The following is a 24,274-nucleotide window of genomic DNA, read 5'->3' on the forward strand; positions in this document are numbered from 1 at the left end:
GAGTCGCCTGGAACCTTGTGGGAGCGGGCGTTGCCCGCGATGAGGCCGGAAAGGCAGAAACAAAAACGCCCCGGAACCTCTCGGCTCCGGGGCGTCTTCGTCAGACCTTGCGTACTCAGTGCACGTAGGTCATCAGCACATCGACCGGCGAACGGGTATCCACCGACATCATCACGCTCAGGGCAGTGATGGTGAAGATGGAGAAGGCGAACACCTTGCGCGCCCACAGGCGGTCATCGGTCACCTTGTTGCCGCGCAGTGCCATGTACAGCCAGTACAGGCCCATGGCAGCGGCGACGGCCAGGTAGCCCAGGCCCGCGTAGCCGCCGACGGTAAGCATCAGGGTCGCGACGATGAACGCAACGATGTACCAGATGATCTGCTTCTTCGCCGCCTGCACGCCACGCTCGACCGGCAGGACCGGGATCGACGCAGCGCGGTAGTCGTTGAAGCGGAAGATCGCGATGGCATAGGAGTGCGGCATCTGCCACAGGCTGAACATCACCAGCAGGGTCAGCGCTGCCAGGTCGAACTGGCCGCTTACGGCGCAGTAGCCGATCACCGGAGGCATGGCACCGGACAGGCTGCCAACCAGGGTGCCGTGCACCGACTTGCGCTTGAGGTACAGGCTGTAGAAACCGACGTAGATGATGAAGCCGATCAGGCCGCACAGCGCTGCCAAGGCATTGGCCTTGAAGTACAGCAGGCCGAAGCCTGCGACCCCGAGCAGGGTCGCGTAGGCCAGCGCCACGGGCGAGGAAATCGCGCCCTGCACCATCGCACGGTTTTTCGTGCGCTCCATCTTCACGTCGATGTCACGGTCGATCCAGTTGTTGAAGACACAACCGGAGGCGACCACCAACGAAGTACCGATCACCGTGGCGAGGAACAGCATGAAGTCGACATGCCCTTGCGCGGCGAGGAAGAACCCGCCCGCTACCGACAACACGTTGCCGAAAATGATTCCCGGCTTGGTGATTTGAATGTAGTGCTTAAGGGACATGCCGCCTTACCTCACTTCGCCATCATGCTGGTGTGGATGCTGAACATGATCCACAGGGACAGGCCGACCAGCAGTGCAATCACCAGCGCCGTGAACAGGAACGACGTCACGCTGGAGCGTGCCGCTTTCGAACCATCCAGGTGCAGGAAGTAGTACAGGTGCACGACGATCTGGATCACGGCGAAGCCGATGATGACCAGCAGGGTCATGTCCTTCGGCAGGCTCGGGTTCATCACCAGGTAGAACGGGATGACCGTCAGGATCACCGACAGGATGAAACCGATGCCGTACGACTTGACGCTGCCGTGGTTGGCTTCGTCGTGACCGTGGTTGTTTGCGTTAGCCATTTACAGAACCCCCATCAGGTACACGACGGTGAACACGCAGATCCAGACCACGTCCAGGAAGTGCCAGAACAGGCTCAGGCAGCTCATGCGGGTCTTGTGGGTGTTGGTGATGCCGTGCTTGTTGATCTGATACATCAGGATTGCCATCCAGATCAGACCTGCAGTCACGTGCAGACCGTGAGTCCCCACCAGGGCGAAGAAGCCCGACAGGAAGCCGCTGCGGCTCGGGCCGAAGCCTTCGCTGATCAGCAGGTGGAACTCGTTGACTTCCATGCCGATGAAGCCGGCACCGAGCAGCCAGGTGACGGCCAGCCAGGCCAGTACGCCACCCTTGTTGCCCTTGTACATCTGCAGCATCGCGAAACCGAAGGTGATACTGGAGAACAGCAGCAGCGCGGTCTCGCCCAGTACGTAGTTCAGCTCGAAGATGTCATGACCCGACGGGCCGCCGGCGAAGTTACCGGACAGCACCGCGTAGGTCGCGAAGATCGACGCAAACAGGATGCAGTCGGTCATCAGGTACAGCCAGAAACCGAAGACGGTCATCTCGCTGCTGTCGTGGTGGTGATCGTCATGCCCATGGTCGTGACCATGGACATCTGCGTTGATTACATGACTGGACATTGATTACACCCGCTCAAACGATTCGACACGTGCACCGGCAGGCGCACCAGTGGCCAGACCCAGGGCTTTCATGCGCTCACCTTCGATGCGCGCAACTTCCTCGGCCGGAACCATGTAGCCCTGGTCGTCACGAGCAGCGTGGCGAACGAAGACTGCAACGGTGGCGAACAGGCTGACACCGACCAGCCACCAGATGTGCCAGATGAAGGCAAAGCCGAAGATGGTCAGGAACAGGCCCATGAACACACCGGTGGAGGTGTTGTTCGGCATGTGGATCGCTTCGTACTTGGCCGGAACCTTGTACGCAACGCCGGCTTCCTTGGCTTCGTGCCAGGCGTCCAGGCCCACTTTCTCAGGCATGGTGGCGAAGTTGTAGAACGCTGGTGGCGACGAAGTCGACCATTCCAGGGTACGGCCGCCCCATGGGTCGCCGGTCACGTCCAGGTTGTCCTTGCGATCGCGGATCGACACGTACAGCTGGATCAGCTGGCAAGCGATACCGAACAGGATCAGCACGGCGCCGACCACGGCAACGTACAGGTACGGTTCCCAGGCAGGGTTGTCCGAGTGGTTCAGACGACGGGTCATGCCCATGAAGCCCAGGGCGTACAGCGGCATGAATGCCACGTAGAAGCCGGAGATCCAGAACCAGAAGGCAGCCTTGCCCCACTTCTCGTTCAGGGTGAAGCCGAAGGCTTTCGGGAACCAGAAGGCGAAGCCCGCTACGTAACCGAATACCGCGCCGCCGATGATCACGTTGTGGAAGTGCGCGATCACGAACAGGCTGTTGTGCAGCACGAAGTCAGCACCTGGAACGGCCAGCAGTACGCCGGTCATGCCACCGATGGAGAAGGTGACCATGAAGCCCAGGGTCCAGAGGACTGGCGCGGTGAAGCGCAGACGGCCCTGGTAGATGGTGAACAGCCAGTTGAACAGTTTGACGCCGGTCGGGATCGAAATCAGCATCGTCGCCAGACCGAAGAAGGTGTTGACGCTGGCGCCGGAGCCCATGGTGAAGAAGTGGTGCAGCCATACCGCGAAGCCCAGTACCGCGATCGCGCCCGATGCGTAGATCATCGAGTGGTGACCGAACAGGCGCTTGCCGGTGAAGGTCGAGGTGACTTCCGAGAACACACCGAAGGCCGGCAGGATCAGGATGTAAACCTCAGGGTGACCCCAGGCCCAGAACAGGTTGACGTACATCATCGGGTTCCCACCAAGCTCGTTGGTGAAGATGTGGAAGTCCAGATAACGGTCAACGGTCAGCAGAGCCAGTGCAGCAGTCAGGATCGGGAACGAAGCAACGATCAGCACGTTGGCCCAGGTGCAGGTCCAGGTGAAGATCGGCATGTCCATCAGCTTCATGCCAGGTGCGCGCATTTTCAGCACGGTCACCAGGAAGTTCACGCCGGTCAACGTTGTACCCAAACCGGACAGCTGTAGCGCCCAGATGTAGTAGTCAACGCCAACGCCAGGGCTGTACTGGATACCCGACAGTGGTGGGTAGGCAACCCAGCCGGTCTTGGCGAATTCGCCGACGCCCAGGGAGATGTTGACCAGCGCAACGCCGGACACCAGCAGCCAGAAGCTCAGGGAGTTCAGGAACGGGAAGGCCACGTCACGGGCGCCGATCTGCAGCGGCAGCGCCAGGTTCATCAGGCCGGTGAAGAATGGCATCGCCATGAAGATGATCATGATCACACCGTGGGCGGTGAAGATCTGGTCATAGTGTTCAGGCGGCAGGTAGCCCTCGGAACCGCCGGTGGCGGCCGCGAGCTGGGTACGCATCATGATCGCGTCGGCGAAGCCGCGGATCAGCATCAGCATGGCGACGATGATGTACATCACGCCGATCTTCTTGTGGTCGACCGAGGTCAGCCACTCGGACCAGAGGTAGGTCCACTTCTTGAAATAGGTGATTGCCGCGAACAACGCGATACCACCGAGCGCGATCATGGCGAGGGTCACCATGACGATCGGCTCGTGATACGGGATCGCGTCCAGACTTAATTTACCGAACATCTCTTACTCCTCTGCCCCGGCAGCTGAATGCATACTCACGTCCATCCCTTCGGTACCCTTGGTGGCCGCTGCTTCTTTGTGCTCGGCCTTCTCGTGTACCACCGGCTTGCCGCGGTTCATGCCTTCGTACTTGTCGACGATGGTCTGGAACTGGTCGGCCGGCGCCACGCTGTACAGCGCGACTGGATTGTTTTCGCTCGGTTTGGCCAAGGCTGCGTATTCAGCTTCGTCCAGCTGTTTTGGCGATTGCTTGACTTCGTTCACCCACGCCTCGAAATCGGCCTGGGAGGTGGCGACTGCCTTGAACTTCATGCCGGTGAAGCCAGCACCGCTGTAGTTCGCCGAGATACCGTCGAACTCGCCGTTTTCATTGGCGATCAGGTGCAGCTTGGTGGTCATGCCGGCCATCGCGTAGATCTGGCCGCCCAGCGCCGGGATGAAGAACGAGTTCATCACTGCATCGGAGGTCACGCGGAAGTTCACCGGGGTGTTGGCCGGGAAGACGATCTTGTTGACGGTGGCGATGCCTTGTTCCGGGTAGATGAACAGCCATTTCCAGTCCAGGGCGACCACGTCGATCTGCACCGGCTTCACGTCGGAAACCAGCGGACGATACGGGTCCAGCTCATGGGTGGTTTTGTAGGTGACGACGCCCAGGGCGATGATGATCAGGACCGGGATGGTCCAGACCGCCACTTCGATCTTGGTCGAGTGCGACCAGTCCGGGGTGTACTTGGCAGCCTTGTTGGAAGCACGGTACTTCCAGGCGAACGCCAGGGTCATGCAGATGACCGGGACGACCACCAGCAGCATGAGGCCGAAGGCGATCAGGATAAGGTTCTTTTGCTCAATGCCGACCTGGCCCTTCGGGTCGAGCAGGGTCCAGTTGCACCCACTGAGTAAAAGCATGCCTAAAAAGGGCAGAATGCCAAACAGTCTGGGGTAACGCTTTTTACTCATCTCACGACCTCTAGATCAGCTTGCTTCAATGCAATTTGTGTTTTGGTCGCCAACACCTCTTCCTGCCTGGTGTCAGCATTTACGGGCGAATAAGGTCATACCTTGAGGAGCGACGCTGCTCGGCATAAACCTTGGGTGGTACGTGGTTATTGTTCTGACTTCGTGGGCAACAGGCCTGTATTTCAGACCAAGTCCATTTGGTGCGGAAAATCACGGAGGGGAGTCAGCCCGGCATCGCCGCGGGCGATGCTCGTCGAAGTCAGCAAAAAAGGCCTCGGGGCCTTTGAAACTGCGACTTAGCAAGCAGTGCCGAACGGAAATTGGGGGCGATTGTAGATAGGTAGCCCCCCCTTGACTATGACTTATTGAGCAACAGTCTTTTACAGGAAGTGTAATAATCCAGGGCAAAAAATCAGTTTCGCGACAGTTTGTCGCACCCGCCCTAATAGCTCTGAAACGCCCGTCCCACAAGGGCTCGGGGTTGACGCAAGTCAATTGCCCTGTGGGCATTGTGGGAAATCTCGCCGCACAAGGGACTTGCGTCAAAACAGGACTTTTGTCTAACCCTGGCGACGGTTGCGCCAGATGCCCAGCGGCACCAGCACGACGGTCAGGACGAAGGCTACAAGTGCCCATTGTGCAAGGGAAAGTCCCAATACAGGTGGGTATGGGGTGGAGCAGAAACCGTCGACCTGGAACACCAGGGGCAGGACCGAGGCCAGCGGTAGTCCGTCGACGATCGGTTGCAGGGTATCGATGCCGCAACTGACAGAAGGATTGGCGAGGATGTAGACGTGGTTGCCCGCCGCAGCGACGCCACCCAGGGCACTGAGCACCACCAGCGCCTCGAAGATGGTCAGGCTGCGCTTGCCAGGCATGGCCGCTCCGATGAAGGCGAACAGGGCGATGAGCAGCAGGGCGTAGCGTTGCAGGATGCACAGCGGGCAAGGCGCCTCGCCGAGGACGATCTGCATGTACAACGCGCCGCCGATCAGCGCCAGGCAGATGACACCCAAAAGGACCAGGAAGCGCCGTTCGCGATTCAGGCGCTGCGATTGCTCGTTCATTGGCATTCCCTTCACTCAGTGGTTCGGCCGCGCGGAATTCGCGGGGCGCACAAGATGACCGCGCGCAGGCCGAAAGTCTACAGGCAGACCATGAAACAGAAGTGAAGTCCGCGTGAAAAGGGGCAGGCGCGGGAAGGAAGTGAAGCGGAGGGAGATTAAAGGGGGATTAATCGACTGATTCTGCGCGGATGTTGTAGCTGGCTTGCCTGCGAAGGACCGCAAAGCGGTCCTTCGCAGGCAAGCCAGCCCACGGTGGTGGTTACTCCAGAGCCGCAGCCGGCCCGAAGAACTCATAGCGACTCTGCCCTTCAGGCACCCGCAGCGCTTTGAGATGGCGCTTGATTGCCGCCATGAAGCCCTTGGGCCCGAGGAAGTAGGCGTCCAGGTCCCGCTCCTGCGGCAACCACTGCTCCAACTGCGCCTGGCTCAGTTGCCCCAGCGCATCCGCTGGCATACTCACGCCGTCATCCACCTCATAGCAATAGAAACGCTTCAGTTGCGGATGACGCGCCGCCAGGGCGTCCACATGCTCACGGAACGCATGTACCCCACCGTTGCGCGCACAGTGGATGAAGTGGATCTGCCGTCCGCTCTCCAGCGCGGCATCCAGCATCGCCAGGGTCGGAGTGATGCCGACGCCGCCACTGATCAGCACCAGCGGCTTGTCATTGGCGGCCAGGGTGAAGTCACCCGCCGGCGGGAACAGGTTGATGCTGTCGCCGACCTTGAACTGGTCGTGCAGGTAGTTGGACACCTTGCCTTCGGCCTCGCGCTTGACGCTAATGCGGTACAGGCGACCATCGCCCAGGGTCGACAGCGAATAGTTGCGACGCTGCTCGACGCCATCGATCACCAGTTGCAGGCCGATGTACTGACCCGGCTCGGCTACAAGCACCGGCTTGCCATCCACAGGGGCAAACCAGAAGGAGACGATCTCGGCACTCTCCTCCACTCGCTCCACCAGGGTGAAGACCCGCGCACCACGCCAACCGCCGTTGGCCTGCTCCTTGGCCTGGTACAGGCCTTCCTCGGCACCGATAAGGATATCGGCCAACTGTCCATAAGCCGCGCCCCAGGCCTTCAGCACCTCGGGGGTGGCGATCTCGCTGCCGAGCACTTCCTCGATGGCGCGCAGCAGGCAGCTACCGACGATCGGGTAATGTTCCGGCAGGATCTGCAAGGCCACATGCTTGTTGACGATCTGCCCGACCAGGCCTCCCAATTGCTCCAACTGGTCGATATGCCGGGCGTACATCAGCACGCCGTTAGCCAGGGCTCGCGGCTGGTCGCCGCTGGCCTGGTGGGCCTGGTTGAAGAGCGGACGCACCTCGGGGTACTCGCTGAGCATCATCTTGTAGAAATGAGTGGTCAGGGCTTCACCCCCGCTTTCCAGCAGCGGGACGGTGGCCTTGATGATTGCACGGTCTTCGGCGGTCAACATGAAACGACTCCTGAGCCTGTTGGCTTCTGTTTAAACACTGCTGTCGTCACTTCATGATCCGTGCCAATGTTTAAACCCAATAAAATCAGGCAGTTGAAACCATAAAGAGTCAATTTGACACATAAGCTGCTAGAGTCATAAAGACTCACAGGAGTCATTATGACCGCAAAACCCCTGCTTACCGCCCTGCTGCCCCTGGTCAGCGACCTGTCCCGCGAGTTGCCCGAGCACGAACGCTATCGCCGCCTGCTCGAAGCCATGCGCACCCTGCTGCCCTGCGATGCTGCCGCCTTGTTGCGCCTGGAGGGCGAGTGGCTGGTGCCGCTGGCGGTGGACGGACTCAGCGCCGACACCCTGGGCCGGCGCTTCCGGGTCAGCGAACACCCGCGCTTCGCCGCCCTGCTCAGCCGCAGCGAACCAACCCGCTTCGCCAGTGACAGCGAGCTGCCGGATCCCTACGACGGCCTGGTCGAGGGGCTGCACCAACACCTGGAAGTCCACGACTGCATGGGTTGCCCGCTATTCGTCGACGAGCGCCCGTGGGGGCTGATCACCCTCGACGCGCTGACCCCGGGCAGTTTCCAGCAGGTCGAGCTGGACTCCCTGCAAGCCTTCGCCAGCCTTGCCGCCGCCACAGTCAACGTGGCCCAGCGGATCGAGGGCCTGGCCTTGCGCGCCGAGGTCTATCGCCAAGCCAGCGACCAGCAGCACAAAGAACTGATCGGACAGAGCAAGGCGCACAAGCGTCTGCTGGAAGAAATCCGCCTGGTCGGCGGCAGCGACCTGACGGTACTGATCACCGGGGAAACCGGGGTCGGCAAGGAACTGGTGGCCCAGGCCATCCACCAGGCCTCGGCACGGGCCGACAAGCCGCTGATCAGCCTCAACTGCGCGGCCCTGCCCGACACCCTGGTGGAGAGCGAACTGTTCGGCCATGTACGCGGCGCCTTCACCGGCGCGGTGGGCGAACGCCGCGGCAAGTTCGAGCTGGCCAACGGCGGCACGCTGTTTCTCGACGAAGTCGGCGAGCTGTCCCTGATGGTCCAGGCCAAGCTGCTGCGGGTGCTGCAGAGCGGCCAGTTGCAACGCCTTGGCTCGGACCAGGAGCACCGCGTCGACGTGCGCCTGATCGCCGCGACCAACCGCGACCTGGCCGAGGAGGTCCGCGCCGGCCGCTACCGCGCCGACTTCTATCATCGTCTCAGCGTCTACCCGCTGCCAGTGCCGGCCCTGCGCGAGCGGGGCCGCGACGTATTGCTGCTGGCCGGCTACTTCCTCGAACAGAACCGCTCGCGCATGGGCCTCAACAGCCTGCGCCTGAGCCCCGAGGCCCAGGCCGCGCTGCTGGCGTACAACTGGCCGGGCAATGTCCGCGAACTGGAGCACCTGATCGGCCGCTCGGCGCTCAAGGCCCTCGGCCAACACCAGGACCGCCCGCGGATTCTCACCCTCGATGGCAGCGACCTCGACCTGCCCGGCGTCACCAGCCTGGCGCCCGCCACTACCGTCACGCCCTCCGCGACGCAAACCGGCGGCGACCTGCGCCAGGCCGTCGACCACTACCAACGCCAACTGATCGGCCAATGCCTGGAACGCCACCAGGGCAACTGGGCCAGCGCCGCCCGCGAACTGGGCCTGGACCGCGCCAACCTTGCGCGTCTGGCACGCCGACTTGGCCTGCGCTGATTTACGGATATGCTAAAGCGCTGAGCGGTCGGGTCGATAACCCGGCACCAGCCCCTGAAATTCATCATCACGAAGGTTTCTATGTTCTCGCAAAAAGCCCGCGCGGACTCGCTGTCGCTGCTGCTGTTCACCCTGCGCAGCGGCAAGCTGATGGCGATCAACCTGCTCAAGGTCAGCGAGATCATTGCCTGCCCGCCCCTGACCCGCCTGCCCGAGGCTCATCCCCACGTCAAAGGCGTGGCGACCCTGCGCGGCCAGTCACTGCCGGTGATCGACCTGTCCCGCGCGATCGGCGAGCGGCCGCTGGCCGATCCCAACGGCGGCTGCCTGATCGTCACCGATATCAGCCGCTCCAAGCAGGGCCTGCATGTCCAGGCAGTGAGCCGCATCGTCCACTGCCTGAGCACCGATATCCGTCCGCCACCCTATGGTTCGGGGGATAAATCCTTTATCACCGGCGTGACCCGTATCGATGACAACCTGGTGCAGGTACTGGATATCGAGAAGGTCATCCACACCATCGCCCCGGTCCATCACCACGATTCTCCGGCCCAGCTCAGTGACGAAGACGCTGCGATCCTGGCAGCGACCAACATACTGGTGGTGGATGACAGCCAGGTGGCATTGCAGCAGTCGATCTATACCCTGCGAAGCCTGGGCCTGGAGTGCCACACGGCGCGCAGTGCCAAGGACGCCATCGGCGTGCTGCTGGAGTTGCAGGGCACCGACCAGGAGATCGACGTGGTGGTCTCAGACATCGAGATGTCCGAGATGGATGGCTATGCCTTTACCCGGACCCTGCGCGAGACGCCGGACTTCCAGCATCTTTATGTGCTGCTGCACACCTCGCTGGACAGCGCGATGAACAGCGAGAAGGCCAAGGCGGCGGGGGCGAATGCGGTGCTGACCAAGTTTTCCTCGCCGGAGCTGACCGACTGTTTGATCGTCGCGGCACGAACGGTAGCCTTTACCGAGAGATAATGGATTGCTACTGAGGGCCTCATCGCTGCCAGCGATGAGGCCCGAAACAACACAAGGAAGATCAGGCATACTCCGGCACTCAGCCCCAGAGGAGCCACTTCCCTCATGAAAGCGCCCATCCTCAGCCTGCTTCTGCTCGCCCCCCTCGCCCACGCGTCCAGCGACCAGGCCTGGGCCGAGCACGACAAGCAGTTGCTCAAGGCCTGCACCGCCGCCAGCCAGCTCAAGGACATCCGCGCCCTGGGCAAGAGCGCCGAGTTCGACGACCGCAGCGGCTACTCCGCCCTGCTCCTGCAAGGCCGCTACCCGCAAAAGCACATGAACAACCGCAAGGGCAGCGAGCTGTGCCTCTACGACCGCCGCCACAAGACGGCCTACGTCACCGAATGGACCCCGGGCAAACCGTGAACGACACCGCCGAGACAATCCATTTCAACTGCACCGGCTGCGGCAAGTGCTGCACCGGCCACCATGTCCCGCTGACCCTGAGTGAGGCCCGCCAGTGGGTCGACGACGGCGGCCAGGTCATCGTCCTGGTCGAGGCCTTTCTCGGCAACGGCCTGGGCCTGCCCGTCGCCCAGCAGGAACACGCCCTCCGCCGCTCCTGCGCAGTCCCCTGCGGCAGTACCGAAGCCTTTGTCGCCATCACCTTCGCCGCCTTCAACCCGGGCCCGTGCCGCAACCTCGATGCCGAACTGCGCTGCATGATCTACGAGCGGCGCCCGCTGGTGTGCCGTATCTATCCGATGGAAATCAACCCGCATATCCCGCTGCGCCCGGAAACCAAGGACTGCCCGCCGGAAGCCTGGGACAGTGGTGACGCCCTGATCCATCGCGAGCACGTGGTAGATCCGCAACTGATGGAAATGATCGAGCGCTCACGCCAGGCCGACCGCGACGACATCCGCGACAAGGCCCTGATCTGCCAGCGCCTGGGCATCGACACCAGCGCCCTGAAGGGCAACGGCTTCACGGCGTACCTGCCGGACACGACGGCACTGCGGCAGGCCATGCTGGAAACGGCTGCCGATCCTTCGGCGAAGCTCGCCGCGTGGGTTCTTCATGTGGAGGATGGCGACCTTGCCGGAAAACTGGGCTCGGCAGGGGCCAGGGTCACCGGCACGAGCGCCGGGCACTACAGTTTCATCGGGTTCTGATCCGGCACGCTATTGGCGCCGGCACCAGAACTCTTCAGCCAGGCGGCGCAGGTCTTCGGCCAGGCCGGCCACGTCACTGGCCGTGGAGTGACCGCGCTGGCCGGCGCTGACGCTCTGCTCGCTGGCCTCGCGGATGCTGATGATGTTGCGGTTGATGTCCTCGCTGACCAGACTCTGCTGCTCCACAGCGGCGGCGATCTGCATGCTCATCTCGCTGATCTGGTTAACCCGCTGGCTGATGCCGTGCAACGCCTGGGTCGCGTGCTGGGCCTGCTCGACACTTTGCCCGGCGTGATCGCTGCTCTGCTGCATCGCCACCACCGCATCCCGCGCGCCGCTCTGCAACACCGTGATCATGCGCTGGATCTCACCGGTGGATTGCGCCGTGCGCTGGGCCAGGCCACGCACCTCGTCCGCCACCACCGCGAAGCCACGCCCATGATCCCCCGCCCGGGCCGCCTCGATCGCCGCGTTGAGGGCCAGCAGATTGGTCTGCTCGGCGATGCTGTGGATAACTTCCAGCACACCGGAGATTTCCTCGCTGTGGTTTTCCAGGGTATGCACGACCTCGGTGGCTTCGGCCAGGGCATTGGCCAGTTGCAGGATGGTGCTGCGGCTCTGATCCACCAGTTGATGCCCGACCTGGGTCTCGCCTTCGGCCTGATCTGCCGCCTTCGAAGCCTGCTGGGCGCTGCTGGCCACTTCAGCGACCCGCGCAGCCATGCGGTGGATGGCATCAGCGACCTGATCGGCATCGCCCTGCTGGCCCACCGTGGTGGTGTGGCTGTGCTGCAGGTGGCTGGCGAGGTCGGCGGTATGTCCGGCCAGGCGCTTGGACGTGTCGCCGATACGCCCGACCACTGCGCCGATCTGCGCTTCGAGCATCTGCAGAGCGAACTCGATCTGCCCCACGGTATCACCGCGACCGGTATATAGGCGCTGGCTCAGAGGGTTGTCGGCAATGTCGCGAGCGCGACGACCGAGCCGCTCTAGCGGACTCAGAGCATGGCGCACAAGCAACGTGCCGACTCCGGCGAACACCAGCCACTCAAGTGCGCCCTGGTACGGGATTTCCGGCAGGAGCAAGCGACTGCCACCCATCACCACGGCCAGCAAGCCACCCAGCCCCAGGCTCAAGCGCGCCCCCAGGCCCAGGCGTGGCAGGCGTTCACCCAGGGTTCGCTTGCCGCTGCGCATGTCGGCGTACAGGCGCTCGGCCGCCTCGACCTGCGCCCGCGTCGGCTTGGTCCGCACCGACTGGAACTCCACGGTCTGGCCCTGGCTGGTGATCGGCGAGACGAAGGCACTGACCCAGTAATGATCGCCGTTCTTGCAACGGTTCTTCACCAGCCCCATCCACGAACGCCCCTTTTTCAGGGTCTGCCACATGTGCTCGAAGGCCGCCGACGGCATGTCTGGATGACGCACGATATGGTGCGCGCTGCCGATCAGCTCATCACGGGAAAACCCGCTGATCTTGATGAACTCGTCGTTGGCGTAGGTGATGGCACTCGTCAGGTCCGTGGTGGAGAGGATGTTCGCATCCACGGGGTAATCCACATTTCGACCGGTAACAGGCAGATTGCTCTTCATCGAGAGGCGCTCGTCGTTCGGGGTGGGGGTAGAAAGCAGGGCGCAGATACTACGTTCGAGCCTTGGATCCAACCTTGACCCAGAGCAGCATAAAGGCCTATTGCCAGCACCGTTGATCGGTGCTAAAGCCACCTGACAGCCGTGACAGGTAGCCGTCACGTTCCTGACCGTGTCTGTCCTCTATAAGTGATAAAAGCCCTTCCTCCTTTCTGCCGGCACTCCTGACGCATGCGAATCTCCAGCCCCCGAACGCTGCTTGTCCTGCTCGCCCTTGTCCTCCTGGCCACAGCCGCCTGGTTCGTCGGCCAGCGCCCCCAGGCCGCCCGTCCTGTACAGTCGAATGCCGTGCCGGTCAGCGTGATCGCCGTGCAGCGCCAGGACGTGCCGCGCTTTCTCAGCGCCATCGGCACCGTGCAATCCCTGCACAGCGTGGTGATCCGCCCGCAAGTGGAAGGCGTGCTGACCCGCATCGCCGTGCAGGAAGGCCAGACCGTAAACAAGGGCGACCTGCTGGCAACCCTCGACGACCGTGCCATCCGCGCCAGCCTCGACCAGGCCCGCGCCCAGCTCGGGCAGAGCCAGGCGCAGTTGCAGGTGGCGCAGACCGACCTCAAGCGCTATCGCCTGCTCAGCGAAGACAACGGCATTTCGCGGCAGACCCTCGACCAGCAACAAGCGTTGGTCAACCAGTTGCAAGCGACGATGCTAGGCAACCAGGCGAACATCGCCGCCGCCGAGGTGCAGTTGTCCTATACCCGGATCCTCTCGCCGGTCAGCGGCCGGGTCGGCATCCGCAATGTCGACGAAGGCAACCTGGTGCGCACCACCGACACCCAGGGCCTGTTCAGCGTGACCCGCCTCGACCCGATCAACGTGGAATTCTCCGTGCCGCAGCAATGGCTGCCGACCCTGCAACAACTCACCGCCAGTACAGAACAGGCGCCCATCCAGGCTTACCTCGAAGGCGATGGCGATACCGGCGGCACGCTGCTCGGCGAAGGCCGCCTGAGCCTCATCGACAACCAGATCGCCGCCGGCACCGGTACCCTGCGGGCCAAGGCCACCTTCAACAACCCGGACGCACGCCTGTGGCCCGGGCAACTGGTGACCCTGCGCGTGCAGACCGGCATCGAGCGCAATGCCCTGGTGGTCCCGCCCGGCGTGGTGCGCCAGGGCGTCGACAAACACTTCGTCTACCGCATCGCCGGGGACAAGGCCGAGGCCGTGCCGGTCAAGGTGATCTACCAGGACAGCAAGGTGAACGTGATCACCGGTATCGAGGCCAACGACCGCCTGGTCGCCGATGGTCAATCACGCCTCAAGCCGGGCTCCAAGGTGGAGATCCTCGACTCCGCACCGGCCAGCGCTGAAGACGTCGCCGCGAGCGTGCAGCCATGAACGCCGCCCTGCCCGAGGGGCGCAAAGGCCTGTTCGGCTGGTGCATCGATCGTCCCGTCGCCACCCTGCTGCTGACCTTCGCCCTGGTCCTGCTCGGCGTGGTCGCCTTCCCGCGGTTGCCGGTGGCGCCGCTGCCAGAAGCCGACTTCCCCACCATCCAGGTCACCGCCAACCTGCCCGGGGCCAGCCCGGAAACCATGGCCTCGTCGGTGGCAACGCCCTTGGAAGTGCAGTTCAGCGCCATCCCTGGCATGACCCAGATGACCTCCAGCAGTGCCCTGGGCTCCACCAGCCTGATCCTGCAGTTCACCCTCGACAAGAACATCGACACCGCTGCCCAGGAAGTCCAGGCCGCGATCAACACCGCCACCGCGCGCCTGCCCCAGGACATGCCCAGCCCGCCGACCTGGCGCAAGGTCAACCCGGCCGACAGCCCGGTGCTGATCCTCACCGTCAGTTCCGAGCACATGCCGGCCAACGAACTCAGCGACTACGCGGAAACCCTGCTGGCCCGCCAACTGAGCCAGATCGACGGGGTCGGCCTGGTCAACATCACCGGCCAGCAGCGCCCGGCGATCCGCGTCCAGGCCCAGCCGGACAAGCTCGCCGCCATCGGCCTGACCCTGGCCGACCTGCGCGTGGCGATCCAGCAGACCAGCCTCAACCTGGCCAAGGGCGCGCTGTACGGCGACAGCAGCGTGTCGACCCTGGCCACCAACGACCAGCTTTTCCATCCCGAGCAGTACGCGCAACTGATCGTGTCCTACCGCGACGGTGCACCGGTGCAGCTCAAAGATGTGGCCAAGGTCATCAGCGGCTCGGAGAACGCCTACGTCAAGGCCTGGTCCGGTGACCAGCAAGGCCTCAACCTGGTGATCTTCCGCCAGCCGGGAGCGAACATCGTCGACACCGTGGACCGGGTCAATGCCGAGCTGCCGCGCCTGGAAGAGATGCTCCCGGCCACGGTCAACGTCTCGGTACTGCAGGACCGCACCCAGACCATCCGCGCCTCCCTGCACGAAGTGGAACTGACCCTGGCCATCGCCGTGCTGCTGGTGATCGCGGTGATGGCGCTGTTCCTGCGCCAGCTGTCGGCGACCCTGATCGTCTCGGCGGTGCTCGGCGTGTCGCTGGTTGCCAGCTTCGCCCTGATGTACGTGATGGGCTTCAGCCTGAACAACCTGACCCTGGTGGCCATCGTCATCGCCGTGGGCTTCGTGGTGGACGACGCCATCGTCGTAGTGGAGAACATCCACCGTCACCTGGAGGCAGGCGACAGCCGTCGCGAAGCCGCACTCAAGGGCGCGCGGGAGATCGGCTTCACCGTGGTCTCCATCAGCTTCTCGCTGGTAGCGGCCTTTATTCCGCTGCTGTTCATGGGCGGTGTGGTCGGTCGCCTGTTCAAGGAATTCGCCCTGACCGCCACCTCGACCATCCTGATTTCCGTTCTGGTGTCCCTGACCCTGGCGCCCACCCTCTGCGCCTTGTTCATGAACGCCCCAGCCCACGACAAGCAACGCAAGCCGGGCTTCGGCGAGCGTCTGCTCGGCTGGTATGAACGCGCCCTGGACAAGGCTCTGGCTCACCAGCGCCTTATGCTCGGGGTGTTCTTCCTCAGCACCGCCCTGGCGGTGGTCGGCTACGTGCTGATCCCCAAGGGCTTTTTCCCGGTGCAGGACACCGGTTTCGTGCTCGGCACCAGCGAGGCGGCGGCTGACGTGTCCTACCCGGACATGGTGGCCAAGCACCAGGCCCTGGCCGAGATCATCGGCGCCGATCCGGCAGTGCGCGCCTTCTCCCATGCGGTGGGGGTCACCGGCAGCAACCAGACCATCGCCAACGGCCGCTTCTGGATCTCGCTCAAGGACCGTGGTGACCGGGATGTCTCTGCCAGCGAGTTCATCGACCGCCTGCGGCCCAAGCTGGCCAAGGTCCCCGGCGTGGTCCTGTACCTGCGTGCCGGGCAGGACATCAACCTCAGTTCCGGACCGAGCCGCAGCCAGTATCAATATGTGCTCAAGAGCAACGACGGCCCGGCGCTGAACCTGTGGACCGAGCGCCTGACCGAACGGCTCAAGGCCAACCCGGCGTTCCGCGACCTGTCCAACGACCTGCAACTGGGTGCCAGCGTCACCCGCATCGAAATCGACCGCCAGGCCGCGGCACGCTTCGGCCTGACCACCACCGACGTCGACCAGGCCTTGTACGACGCCTTCGGCCAGCGCCAGATCAGCGAGTTCCAGACCGAGACCAACCAGTACAAGGTGATCCTCGAACTGGACGCCCGCCAACGCGGCCGCGCCGAAAGCCTCAACTACTTCTACCTGCGCTCGCCCCTGACCGGCGAGATGGTGCCGCTGGCCGCCGTGGCCAAGGTCGAGGCACCGAGCACCGGACCGCTCTCCATCGCCCACGACGGCCTGTTCCCTGCCGCCAACCTGTCGTTCAACCTCGCCCCCGGCGTGGCCCTCGGCGATGCTGTGAGCATCCTCGAACGGACCCAGCGCGAACTGGGCATGCCGGCGTCCATCAGCGGTACTTTCCAGGGCGCGGCCCAGGCCTTCCAGAGTTCGCTGTCGAGCCAGCCGTGGCTGATCCTCGCCGCGCTGGTGGCGGTGTACATCATTCTCGGCGTGCTCTACGAGAGCTTCGTCCACCCGCTGACCATCATCTCCACCCTGCCCCCGGCCGGTCTCGGCGCCTTGGCACTGCTCTGGCTGTGGGGCCAGGACTTCACCATCATGGGCCTGATCGGCGTGGTGCTGCTGATCGGCATCGTCAAGAAGAACGGCATCCTGCTCATCGACTTTGCCCTCGACGCCCAGCGCAACCAGGGCATGAGCCCCGAGGAAGCGATCCACAAGGCCTGCCTGACCCGCTTCCGGCCGATCATCATGACCACCCTGGCCGCTCTGCTCGGCGCCGTGCCACTGATGCTTGGCGCCGGGGCCGGTGCCGAGCTGCGCCAGCCGCTGGGCATCGCCGTGGTCGGCGGACTGCTGGTGAGCCAGGCCCTGACACTGTTCACCACCCCGGTCATATACTTGGCCCTGGAGCGCCTGTTCCACCGGCGCCAGCGCGCTGCCCAGGCGCCCCGGCCAATCGCGAACTGAGAGCCGACCATGCGCGTGCTGATTATCGAAGACGAAGAAAAAACCGCCGACTACCTGCACCGCGGCCTGACCGAACAGGGTTTCACCGTGGACCTGGCGCGGGACGGCATCGAGGGACTGCACCTGGGCCTTGAAGGCGATTACTCGGTGATCGTCCTCGACGTCATGCTCCCCGGCCTGGACGGCTACGGCGTGCTGCGGGCCCTGCGCGCGCGCAAGCAGACTCCGGTGATCATGCTCACCGCCCGCGAGCGCGTGGAAGACCGCATCCACGGCCTGCGCGAAGGCGCCGACGACTACCTCGGCAAGCCGTTCTCCTTCCTCGAACTGGTCGCCCGTCTGCAGGCCCTGACCCGCCGCAGCGGCGGCCACGAGCCGGTGCAGATCCAGGTCGCCGATCTCTGGGTCGACCTGATCAGCCGCAAGGCCAGCCGCAATGGCCAGCGCCTCGACCTGACCGCCAAGGAGTTCTCGCTGCTCAGCGTCCTGGCCCGGCGCCAGGGCGAAATCCTGTCCAAGACCGCCATCGCCGAACTGGTGTGGGACATCAACTTCGACAGCGACGCCAATGTCGTCGAAGTGGCGATCAAACGCCTGCGGGCCAAGCTCGACGGGCCGTTCGAAAGCAAGCTGCTGCACACCATTCGAGGCATGGGCTATGTCCTGGAAAACCGTGCGCACTAATTCCCTGGCCCTGCGCCTCAGCGCCCTGTTCACCCTGGTAGCGCTGGTGGTGTTCCTGCTGATCGGTTGGGCCCTGTACAAGCAGGTCGACCGCAGCCTCGACCTGTTGCCCTCGGCGGAACTGGATGCGCGCTACTCGGTGCTGGAGTCGTCGCTGATGCGCTTCGGCAACCAGGAACACTGGGGCAAGATCACCCGCAAGCTCGACCTGCTCGGCGAAGAAGACCGGCGCATCCGTTTCTGGGTGGTGAGCGGCGACAGCCGCTACGAATACGGCCATCCCGACGCAGTCATCCGCCACCTCGCCGAAGGCCGGCCAGGCATGCGCGACGTGTACCTGGCAGACAGTCCCTACCCGTTCAAGATCATGCTCAGCGAACTGCCGGCGCTGGAAGAGCGCCCGCCGCTACGCTTCCTTATCGGCATCGACACCGACAGTTTCTGGAATGCCCAGCGCACCTTGCTGATTGCCCTGGTCAGCCTGTCGGTGGTCGGCATCCTGCTGGCCTCGGTGCTCGGCTACTGGGTCGCGCGGATCGGCCTGAGGCCGCTGCACCAGCTCTCCGACGAAGCCCAGCAACTGGCGCCACCGCGCCTTAGCGGGCGCCTGCGGGTGTCGGCGCTGCCGCCGGAGCTGGAACAGTTCGCCCAAGCCTTCAATGCCACCCTGGAGCGGGTCGACCAGGCCTACTCGCGGCTGGAAGCCTTCAATGCCGACGTCGCCCACGAACTGCGCTCGCCGCTGACCAACCTGATCGGCCAGACCCAGGTCGCCCTGACCCGCGGGCGCAGCGCCGAACACTACTTCGAGGTGCTGCAGTCCAACCTGGAAGAGCTGGAGCGCCTGCGCAGCATCGTCAACGACATGCTCTTCCTCGCCAGCGCCGACCAGGGCAGCAAGGCCACGGCGCTGATCAGCAGCTCGCTGGCCGAGGAAGTGGCGACCACCCTCGACTACCTCGACTACATCCTCGAAGACGCCCAGGTGCGAGTCGAGGTCAGTGGTGACGCCCAGGCGCGGATCGAGAAGGCCCACCTGCGCCGCGCGCTGATCAACCTGATCAACAACGCCGTGCAGCACACCGGACCGCAACAGGTGATCCGGGTCAGCATCGAACGCCAGGACGGGCAGGTGCGCATCGCCGTGAGCAATCCCGGGCCGGCGATTGCCGACGAGCACCTGGCACGGTTGTTCGAGCGCTTCTACCGGGTCGATGCGGCGCGCAGCAATAGCGGCGGCAGCAACCATGGATTGGGGCTGGCGATCGTCAAGGCGATTGCGGTGATGCACGGTGGCAGCGTGTTCGTGCGTAGCCAGGCCGGCGCCAATACCTTCGGCATTCTCCTGCCCGCTTGAGGGCCTCATCGCTGGCAAGCCAGCGATAGGGCCCTCACTATCACCAAAACCCTCTAATCCGGCCCTTCCAGCTGACTATTACTTAATCAGCAACAGTCCATCTCCAAAACCGATCTTTTTCGTTCGCTTGCTAACCATTAATTTGGACACACCAAACAGATACCTGCCCCGCAGGAAGGTTGTTCCAAATGTCCAACAGCATGGGTATTGCCAGCGTTTTCGTTCTGTCCTCCGTACTGCTTTCGCCTCTGGCGATGGCCGAAGAGTCTCAGGCTTTCGTAGCCCAGACCGCCCGCCACCAGGCTGCCCTCGAGCAGTCCCGCGAGGCCTTCGCCAAGCAGCAGCAAGACGCCGTCAAAGGCTCGGAGCAGACCGCATCCAAGGCAAGCCTGAATGACGCCAGCGATAGCTGATCGTCAGCACCGCCCCTTTGTCTTTCCCTCGACTTTCGCCCTGGTGACTTTTGCCCCGGTGCGTCTGTCATTGAAGCCGCTGCCCGTCAGCGGCTTTTTTTTGCCTGGTGAAAAGTACCGGAATACGGCCGGACCCCGATAAGAAAAATACCTGCATCCAAAATAAAAACTGCCGCCAAAACCACCTAAAAGGAGTTCATCAAGGTGATCAAGACCCCACGTTTTACACCGCTATTTCTTGCACTCGCTGCAACGATGCCGCTGCATGCCCTGGCTGAGGAAGAGGCCGCCGAAGGTTTCGTCGAAGGTGCCCACCTCGATGTGCTCGCGCGCAACTACTACCTGAACCGCAACCAACTGCTGCCAGGCGTGCGTGACAACCGCGAATGGGGCCAGGGCTTCATCGGCAAGTTCGAATCGGGCTTCACCCAGGGCACCGTCGGCTTCGGTCTCGACGCCTACGCCATGCTTGGCCTGAAACTGGATGGCGGTGGCGGCACGGCCGGCTCCAGCATCCTGCCGATCAACAGCCCGAGCAAGGACGGCTACGACTACGGCAAGGCGCCGGATGACTTCTCCAGCGCCGGTGCCTCGATCAAGGTCCGCGCCTTCGACACTGTGCTGCGTGCCGGTGACCTGTTCCTCACCAACCCGGTGATCGCCGGCGGCGAAAGCCGCATGCTGCCGCAGACCTTCCGCGGCGTGAGCCTGACCAACACCAGCTTCGACCACCTGATGCTCGAAGGCGGCCAGGCCAGCTTCACCAAGCCGTACAACCAGAGCGGCCACCGGCGCATCGACACCTTCTACGGCAGCCTGCCGGACAACCGCGAAAGCCGTCACCTGAACTGGGCCGGCGCCGCCTGGACACCGATCGAGGGCCTGAGCAGCAACCTGTACGCCGCCGAGCTGAAGGACATCTGGAACCAGTACTACTTCGACCTCGACTACACCTGGCAGCTCAACGACCTGGTCAGCCTGAACCCGGGCCTGCACTACTACCACACCCAGGACACCGGCGATCGCCTGCTCGGGCATATCGACAACAACACCTACAGCCTGCACTTCGCGGTGAATGTCGGCTTCCACTCGATGACCGCGGTATACCAGCGGGTCAACGGCAACACGCCGTTCGACTACATCAACCAGGGCGACAGCATCTACCTGGACAACTCGCAGATCTACTCGGACTTCAACGGGCCCAACGAGCGCTCGTGGAAGCTCAAGTACGCCTATGACTTCGCCGGCGTCGGCGTGCCGGGGCTGACCACGGCGGTGTCGTACTCGCGCGGTGAGCTGGACCTGACCAAGGTCGATCCAGCCAGTACCGGCTATGGCCACTGGTACAGCGAGGACGGCAAGAACGCCCAACACTGGGAACGCGACTTCGACCTGGCCTACACCTTCCAGGAAAACCAGCTCAAGGACCTGACCGTGCGCCTGCGCTGGGCGGCGCATCGCGGCAGCCAGGGGTATTCGGCGGTGGACAACGATGTGGATGAGTACCGGGTGATCGTCGAGTATCCGGTGAACGTGTTCTGACCTGACGGTTTACACAATTTGGCGTGGGAGCGGATTCATCCGGGATTGGCCGCGATGCGGCCATAAAACCTGAGTCCCCGGTGTGTCAGAAAGCCTCGGGATTCCGGTTTTACGACGGCTTCGCCGCCGATCACGGATGAATCCGCTCCACACCGACGGTGGTGCCCGTTCGACCGCACATCCGCCCTTCTCAGACACATCTTGTCCTACAATCCACCCCCACCTAAAATATCCGCCGCCGCACGGGCCCCTTCGCGCGCGGCGTGACACTGGAATTCCACGACCCGCACCGCTCCCGGAACAGTCAAACCTGCCGCCGGCGGACGGTTTCATCCGTTTCCCGGCCCAGCCGACGCCCAGGCAAACCGCGACCATGAACGCGCCCACCCCGCCCCCGCGCTCCAGCCTGTACCGGAGACACCCGGAGCTGATCCTCAACCTGGGCAGTTGCCTGGCCGTGGCGGCGATCATTTCCATCGTCACCTTCCTGCTGATGCGCGAACGGATGAACGTGGAACAGACCGCGGTACGTTCGGCGAACAATATCGTCAAGCTCATCGAGACCGACATCATCCGCAATGTCGAACTCTACGATCTGTCCCTGCAGAGCCTGATCTGGGCGGTGCAACACCCGGAACTGCTGGGCATCCCCGCCCATATGCGCCAGCAGGTGCTGTTCAACCAGGCCTTCAGCAGCCCGGTGCGCGGCGACATTCTCTGGCTCGACCGCAACGGTGACGTGGTCGCCGACTCCGCCAGCACCACGCCGCGCACGGCCAACTTCGCCGACAGCAAGATCTTCCAGGAACACAAGCGCAACCCCGATCTGGGCATGGTCATCAGCCCGCCTTTCAAGGCGCGCCTGGGCGACCTGGACTGGTGCATCAGCTTCAGCCGGCGCATCGACGACGCCGACGGCAACTTCGCTGGGGTCGCCGGTGGCGCCCTGCGCCTGTCGCACTTCAACGACATGTTCAAACGCCTTGATGTCGGTCTCGACAGTGCCATCAACCTGATGAACACCGATGGCCAATTGCTCGCCCGCCATGCCACCGGCAGCAGCGTCAGACGCAACGAGCAGGTGGGGGACAGCTTTGCCAGTCGTCCCAACTTCCAGCGCCTGCTGACCGAGGGCGCTGGCAGTTTCACCAGCGAGTCCGGGGATGACGGTGAATTGCGCCTGTACACCTTCGCTCGCGTTGAAAAACTCCCGCTGGTGCTGGTGGTGACGCAATCGGTGAACGAGGTCTACGGCGCCTGGAAGCGCACCGCAATCCTGGTCAGTACAGCCACCGCCATACTGTGCGTCGGCATTCTGTGGCTGTCGCTGATGCTTGGCCGCGAACTGCAGCGCCGCCACAGCGCCGAGCGTAGCCTGGCGGAGCTTGCAGCCACCGACAGCCTCACCGGCCTGCCCAACCGGCGCCAGTTGGACCAGGTGCTGCGCCGCGAATGGGCGCGGGCCCAGCGCACCCAGCGGCCGATTGCCGTATTGATGATCGATGTGGATCACTTCCGCGGCTTCAACGAACGCCATGGCCATCAAGGGGGCGACGAAGCCTTGCGCCGGGTGGCCGACGCCATCGCCGACAGCCTGCTACGCCCCACCGATCTGGCGGCGCGTTATGGCGGCGAGGAGTTCGTCGCGGTGCTGCCGGACACCGACCTGGCCGGAGCGTTGACCCTGGCCGAGCGGGTCCGGCAAGGCGTCGAGGCGCTGCCGCCGTATGGCGGTGACGAGCGGTCGGTGAGTGTGAGCATCGGGATCGGGGTTTATGAGCCGGGGACTGCGCAGACCCTGGCGGACTTGATAGCGCGGGCCGACGAAGCGCTGTACCGGGCCAAACGCGATGGCCGCAACCGGGTCGAGGCACCGCAGCCCGCGTGAAGTAACACGCTAGCGCGCTCTTTATAGGAGATAGGAACTCACGCTCCTAGGGGAGAGAGGGCCGCAAGGCGGCCCTCATTGGATCAGGACTGAGCGCGAGCGCTGTTACGCAGCACCTTCACCTGGTCATGATTGCGCTGCACCCCATGGTACTGACGCTCCACCAGGGTGTAAGACGTCGAAGCCGGGGCGATCTTCGCCAGTTTCTCCAGCGCTTCCTTGTATGCCTTCAGGGCATGGTCCTCGCCGCGCTCGGCCTCGTTGAGCACCGCTTCGTCGTCCTTGCCGGTGACCATGGCCTTCAGGTCCACCCAGCGACGGTGCAGGTCGCCACTCAGGCTGGTGGAGGTTTCCGGATCGCCGCCCAGGCTGCGCACATGCTGCTGGAGCTCGGCAGCAGCAGCGGCGCAGTCGCCGGAGCGCTGCAGGAAATAGGATTTGAGGTCGGCACGCTTGACGTCTTCGGCGCAGGTGGCGAAGCCCTTTTCACCGTCCTTGCTGAATTCGATCAGGTCATTGAGTACGGAAATGACTTCTTTGTTGGTATCGGTCATGACACAGCTCCTTTTGCATGAGGGATGATGCATGACTTGTCGCAGGCTTCATGCCAGCTCGATCAAAATAAAAATATTCTTATTTATCAGTAAGTTATAAAAAATCCTGAAAACTGTATGCTCGCTTTCTGCATGAACTGTCCTTTGGCCTTCGTGCAGATTGCCTGTATCGTCCTTGCCAATCGTCAGTCTTTCCCACCGCGTACCCATGAATCCCGAAGCCCTCGAGCTGCTGGTCACCCGTGAAATGCCCTACGGCAAGTACAAGGGCCGCCTGATCGCCGACCTGCCCGGCCACTACCTCAACTGGTTCGCCCGCCAGGGCTTTCCCAAGGGCGAGCTGGGCGGGCTGCTGGCACTGATGCACGAGGTCGACCACAACGGCCTGTCGGACCTGCTCGAACCGCTGCGCAAGAAGCATCCCCGCCCCCGTCCCTGAAAAAG

General features: G+C 63.3%; 20 protein-coding genes and 2 pseudogenes. 12 read left to right on the top strand and 10 right to left on the bottom strand.

Annotation, left to right across the window (positions count from 1 at the left end; genetic code table 11):
- Nucleotides 1–115 precede the first annotated feature (115 nt).
- The 7 genes from cyoE to hmpA form a co-directional block, all read right to left on the bottom strand.
- Nucleotides 116–1,003: a heme o synthase gene (gene cyoE, locus AC5QPF_RS27105; RefSeq protein ID WP_494960713.1), complete on the bottom strand. Its 888-nt coding sequence runs from the start codon at nt 1,001–1,003 to the stop codon at nt 116–118.
- Between the two features lie 11 nt (nt 1,004–1,014).
- Entirely contained in the window at nt 1,015–1,350 is a 336-nt protein-coding gene (gene cyoD, locus AC5QPF_RS27110) for a cytochrome o ubiquinol oxidase subunit IV (RefSeq protein WP_494960714.1), read from the bottom strand.
- Nucleotides 1,351–1,974 carry a cytochrome o ubiquinol oxidase subunit III gene (gene cyoC / locus AC5QPF_RS27115; RefSeq protein ID WP_330077943.1) on the bottom strand — a complete coding sequence of 208 codons (624 nt, stop codon included), beginning with the start codon at nt 1,972–1,974 and terminating at the stop codon, nt 1,351–1,353.
- Between the two features lie 3 nt (nt 1,975–1,977).
- On the bottom strand, nt 1,978–3,996 hold the full coding sequence (gene cyoB / locus AC5QPF_RS27120; protein ID WP_494960715.1) for a cytochrome o ubiquinol oxidase subunit I: 2,019 nt from the start codon (nt 3,994–3,996) through the stop codon (nt 1,978–1,980).
- Nucleotides 3,997–3,999: 3 nt separating this feature from the next.
- The gene (cyoA, locus tag AC5QPF_RS27125) at nt 4,000–4,956 is read right to left on the bottom strand and encodes a ubiquinol oxidase subunit II (RefSeq protein ID WP_330077945.1); all 957 of its coding nucleotides are present in this window, start codon (nt 4,954–4,956) and stop codon (nt 4,000–4,002) included.
- 560 nt (nt 4,957–5,516) lie between these two features.
- Entirely contained in the window at nt 5,517–6,023 is a 507-nt protein-coding gene (locus tag AC5QPF_RS27130) for a disulfide bond formation protein B (protein WP_494960716.1), read from the bottom strand.
- A 259-nt stretch (nt 6,024–6,282) separates the two neighbouring features.
- Nucleotides 6,283–7,464, bottom strand: coding sequence for an NO-inducible flavohemoprotein (hmpA, locus tag AC5QPF_RS27135; protein WP_494960717.1), 1,182 nt, complete (start codon nt 7,462–7,464; stop codon nt 6,283–6,285).
- A gap of 159 nt (nt 7,465–7,623) precedes the next feature.
- On the opposite strand from hmpA, the gene norR reads away from it, so the two are divergent.
- The 4 genes from norR (at nt 7,624) to AC5QPF_RS27155 (ending at nt 11,288) form a co-directional block, all read left to right on the top strand.
- Complete coding sequence (gene norR, locus AC5QPF_RS27140; protein ID WP_494960718.1) at nt 7,624–9,150, top strand: nitric oxide reductase transcriptional regulator NorR; 1,527 nt, start codon at nt 7,624–7,626, stop codon at nt 9,148–9,150.
- Nucleotides 9,151–9,231: 81 nt separating this feature from the next.
- Nucleotides 9,232–10,131: a chemotaxis protein CheW gene (locus AC5QPF_RS27145; RefSeq protein WP_494960719.1), complete on the top strand. Its 900-nt coding sequence runs from the start codon at nt 9,232–9,234 to the stop codon at nt 10,129–10,131.
- A 105-nt stretch (nt 10,132–10,236) separates the two neighbouring features.
- Nucleotides 10,237–10,539, top strand: coding sequence for a hypothetical protein (locus AC5QPF_RS27150; RefSeq protein ID WP_494960720.1), 303 nt, complete (start codon nt 10,237–10,239; stop codon nt 10,537–10,539).
- Nucleotides 10,518–11,288: a YkgJ family cysteine cluster protein gene (locus tag AC5QPF_RS27155; RefSeq protein WP_494960721.1), complete on the top strand. Its 771-nt coding sequence runs from the start codon at nt 10,518–10,520 to the stop codon at nt 11,286–11,288. The genes AC5QPF_RS27150 and AC5QPF_RS27155 overlap by 22 nt, the downstream gene beginning before the upstream one ends.
- Before the next feature lie 9 nt (nt 11,289–11,297).
- Here AC5QPF_RS27155 and AC5QPF_RS27160 read toward each other — a convergent pair.
- Nucleotides 11,298–12,290 (bottom strand): annotated as a pseudogene (locus tag AC5QPF_RS27160) (methyl-accepting chemotaxis protein); the annotation flags it as partial.
- Nucleotides 12,291–12,599: 309 nt separating this feature from the next.
- A pseudogene (locus AC5QPF_RS27165) lies at nt 12,600–12,881 on the bottom strand (PAS domain-containing protein); the annotation flags it as partial.
- A gap of 228 nt (nt 12,882–13,109) precedes the next feature.
- Here AC5QPF_RS27165 and AC5QPF_RS27170 point away from each other — a divergent pair.
- The 7 genes from AC5QPF_RS27170 to AC5QPF_RS27200 all read left to right on the top strand — a co-directional run bounded on the left by AC5QPF_RS27170 (nt 13,110) and on the right by AC5QPF_RS27200 (nt 23,276).
- A complete protein-coding gene (locus AC5QPF_RS27170; RefSeq protein ID WP_494960722.1) occupies nt 13,110–14,279 on the top strand; it encodes an efflux RND transporter periplasmic adaptor subunit in 1,170 nt (389 codons plus the stop codon).
- Nucleotides 14,276–17,392 (top strand): multidrug efflux RND transporter permease subunit, encoded by a 3,117-nt coding sequence (locus AC5QPF_RS27175; protein WP_494960723.1) that lies wholly within the window; start codon nt 14,276–14,278, stop codon nt 17,390–17,392. Before AC5QPF_RS27170 ends, AC5QPF_RS27175 begins: the two co-directional genes overlap by 4 nt.
- A 9-nt stretch (nt 17,393–17,401) precedes the next feature.
- Nucleotides 17,402–18,076, top strand: a complete 675-nt coding sequence (locus tag AC5QPF_RS27180; protein ID WP_494960724.1) for a heavy metal response regulator transcription factor — start codon at nt 17,402–17,404, stop codon at nt 18,074–18,076.
- Nucleotides 18,051–19,433 carry a heavy metal sensor histidine kinase gene (locus tag AC5QPF_RS27185; RefSeq protein WP_494960725.1) on the top strand — a complete coding sequence of 461 codons (1,383 nt, stop codon included), beginning with the start codon at nt 18,051–18,053 and terminating at the stop codon, nt 19,431–19,433. Before AC5QPF_RS27180 ends, AC5QPF_RS27185 begins: the two co-directional genes overlap by 26 nt.
- Before the next feature lie 188 nt (nt 19,434–19,621).
- Nucleotides 19,622–19,846: a hypothetical protein gene (locus AC5QPF_RS27190; RefSeq protein WP_494960726.1), complete on the top strand. Its 225-nt coding sequence runs from the start codon at nt 19,622–19,624 to the stop codon at nt 19,844–19,846.
- 255 nt (nt 19,847–20,101) lie between these two features.
- Nucleotides 20,102–21,388 carry an OprD family outer membrane porin gene (locus tag AC5QPF_RS27195; RefSeq protein ID WP_494964258.1) on the top strand — a complete coding sequence of 429 codons (1,287 nt, stop codon included), beginning with the start codon at nt 20,102–20,104 and terminating at the stop codon, nt 21,386–21,388.
- 373 nt (nt 21,389–21,761) lie between these two features.
- On the top strand, nt 21,762–23,276 hold the full coding sequence (locus AC5QPF_RS27200; RefSeq protein ID WP_494960727.1) for a diguanylate cyclase: 1,515 nt from the start codon (nt 21,762–21,764) through the stop codon (nt 23,274–23,276).
- Between the two features lie 83 nt (nt 23,277–23,359).
- On the opposite strand, the gene AC5QPF_RS27205 is transcribed toward AC5QPF_RS27200, so the two are convergent.
- Nucleotides 23,360–23,830, bottom strand: coding sequence for a PA2169 family four-helix-bundle protein (locus AC5QPF_RS27205; protein ID WP_494960728.1), 471 nt, complete (start codon nt 23,828–23,830; stop codon nt 23,360–23,362).
- A 208-nt stretch (nt 23,831–24,038) separates the two neighbouring features.
- Between AC5QPF_RS27205 and AC5QPF_RS27210 the strand changes: the two genes are divergently transcribed.
- Nucleotides 24,039–24,269 (top strand): DUF3820 family protein, encoded by a 231-nt coding sequence (locus AC5QPF_RS27210; protein ID WP_042120920.1) that lies wholly within the window; start codon nt 24,039–24,041, stop codon nt 24,267–24,269.
- Nucleotides 24,270–24,274: the final 5 nt, after the last annotated feature.

The sequence above is a fragment of the Pseudomonas sp. Con_6 genome (assembly GCF_059379395.1).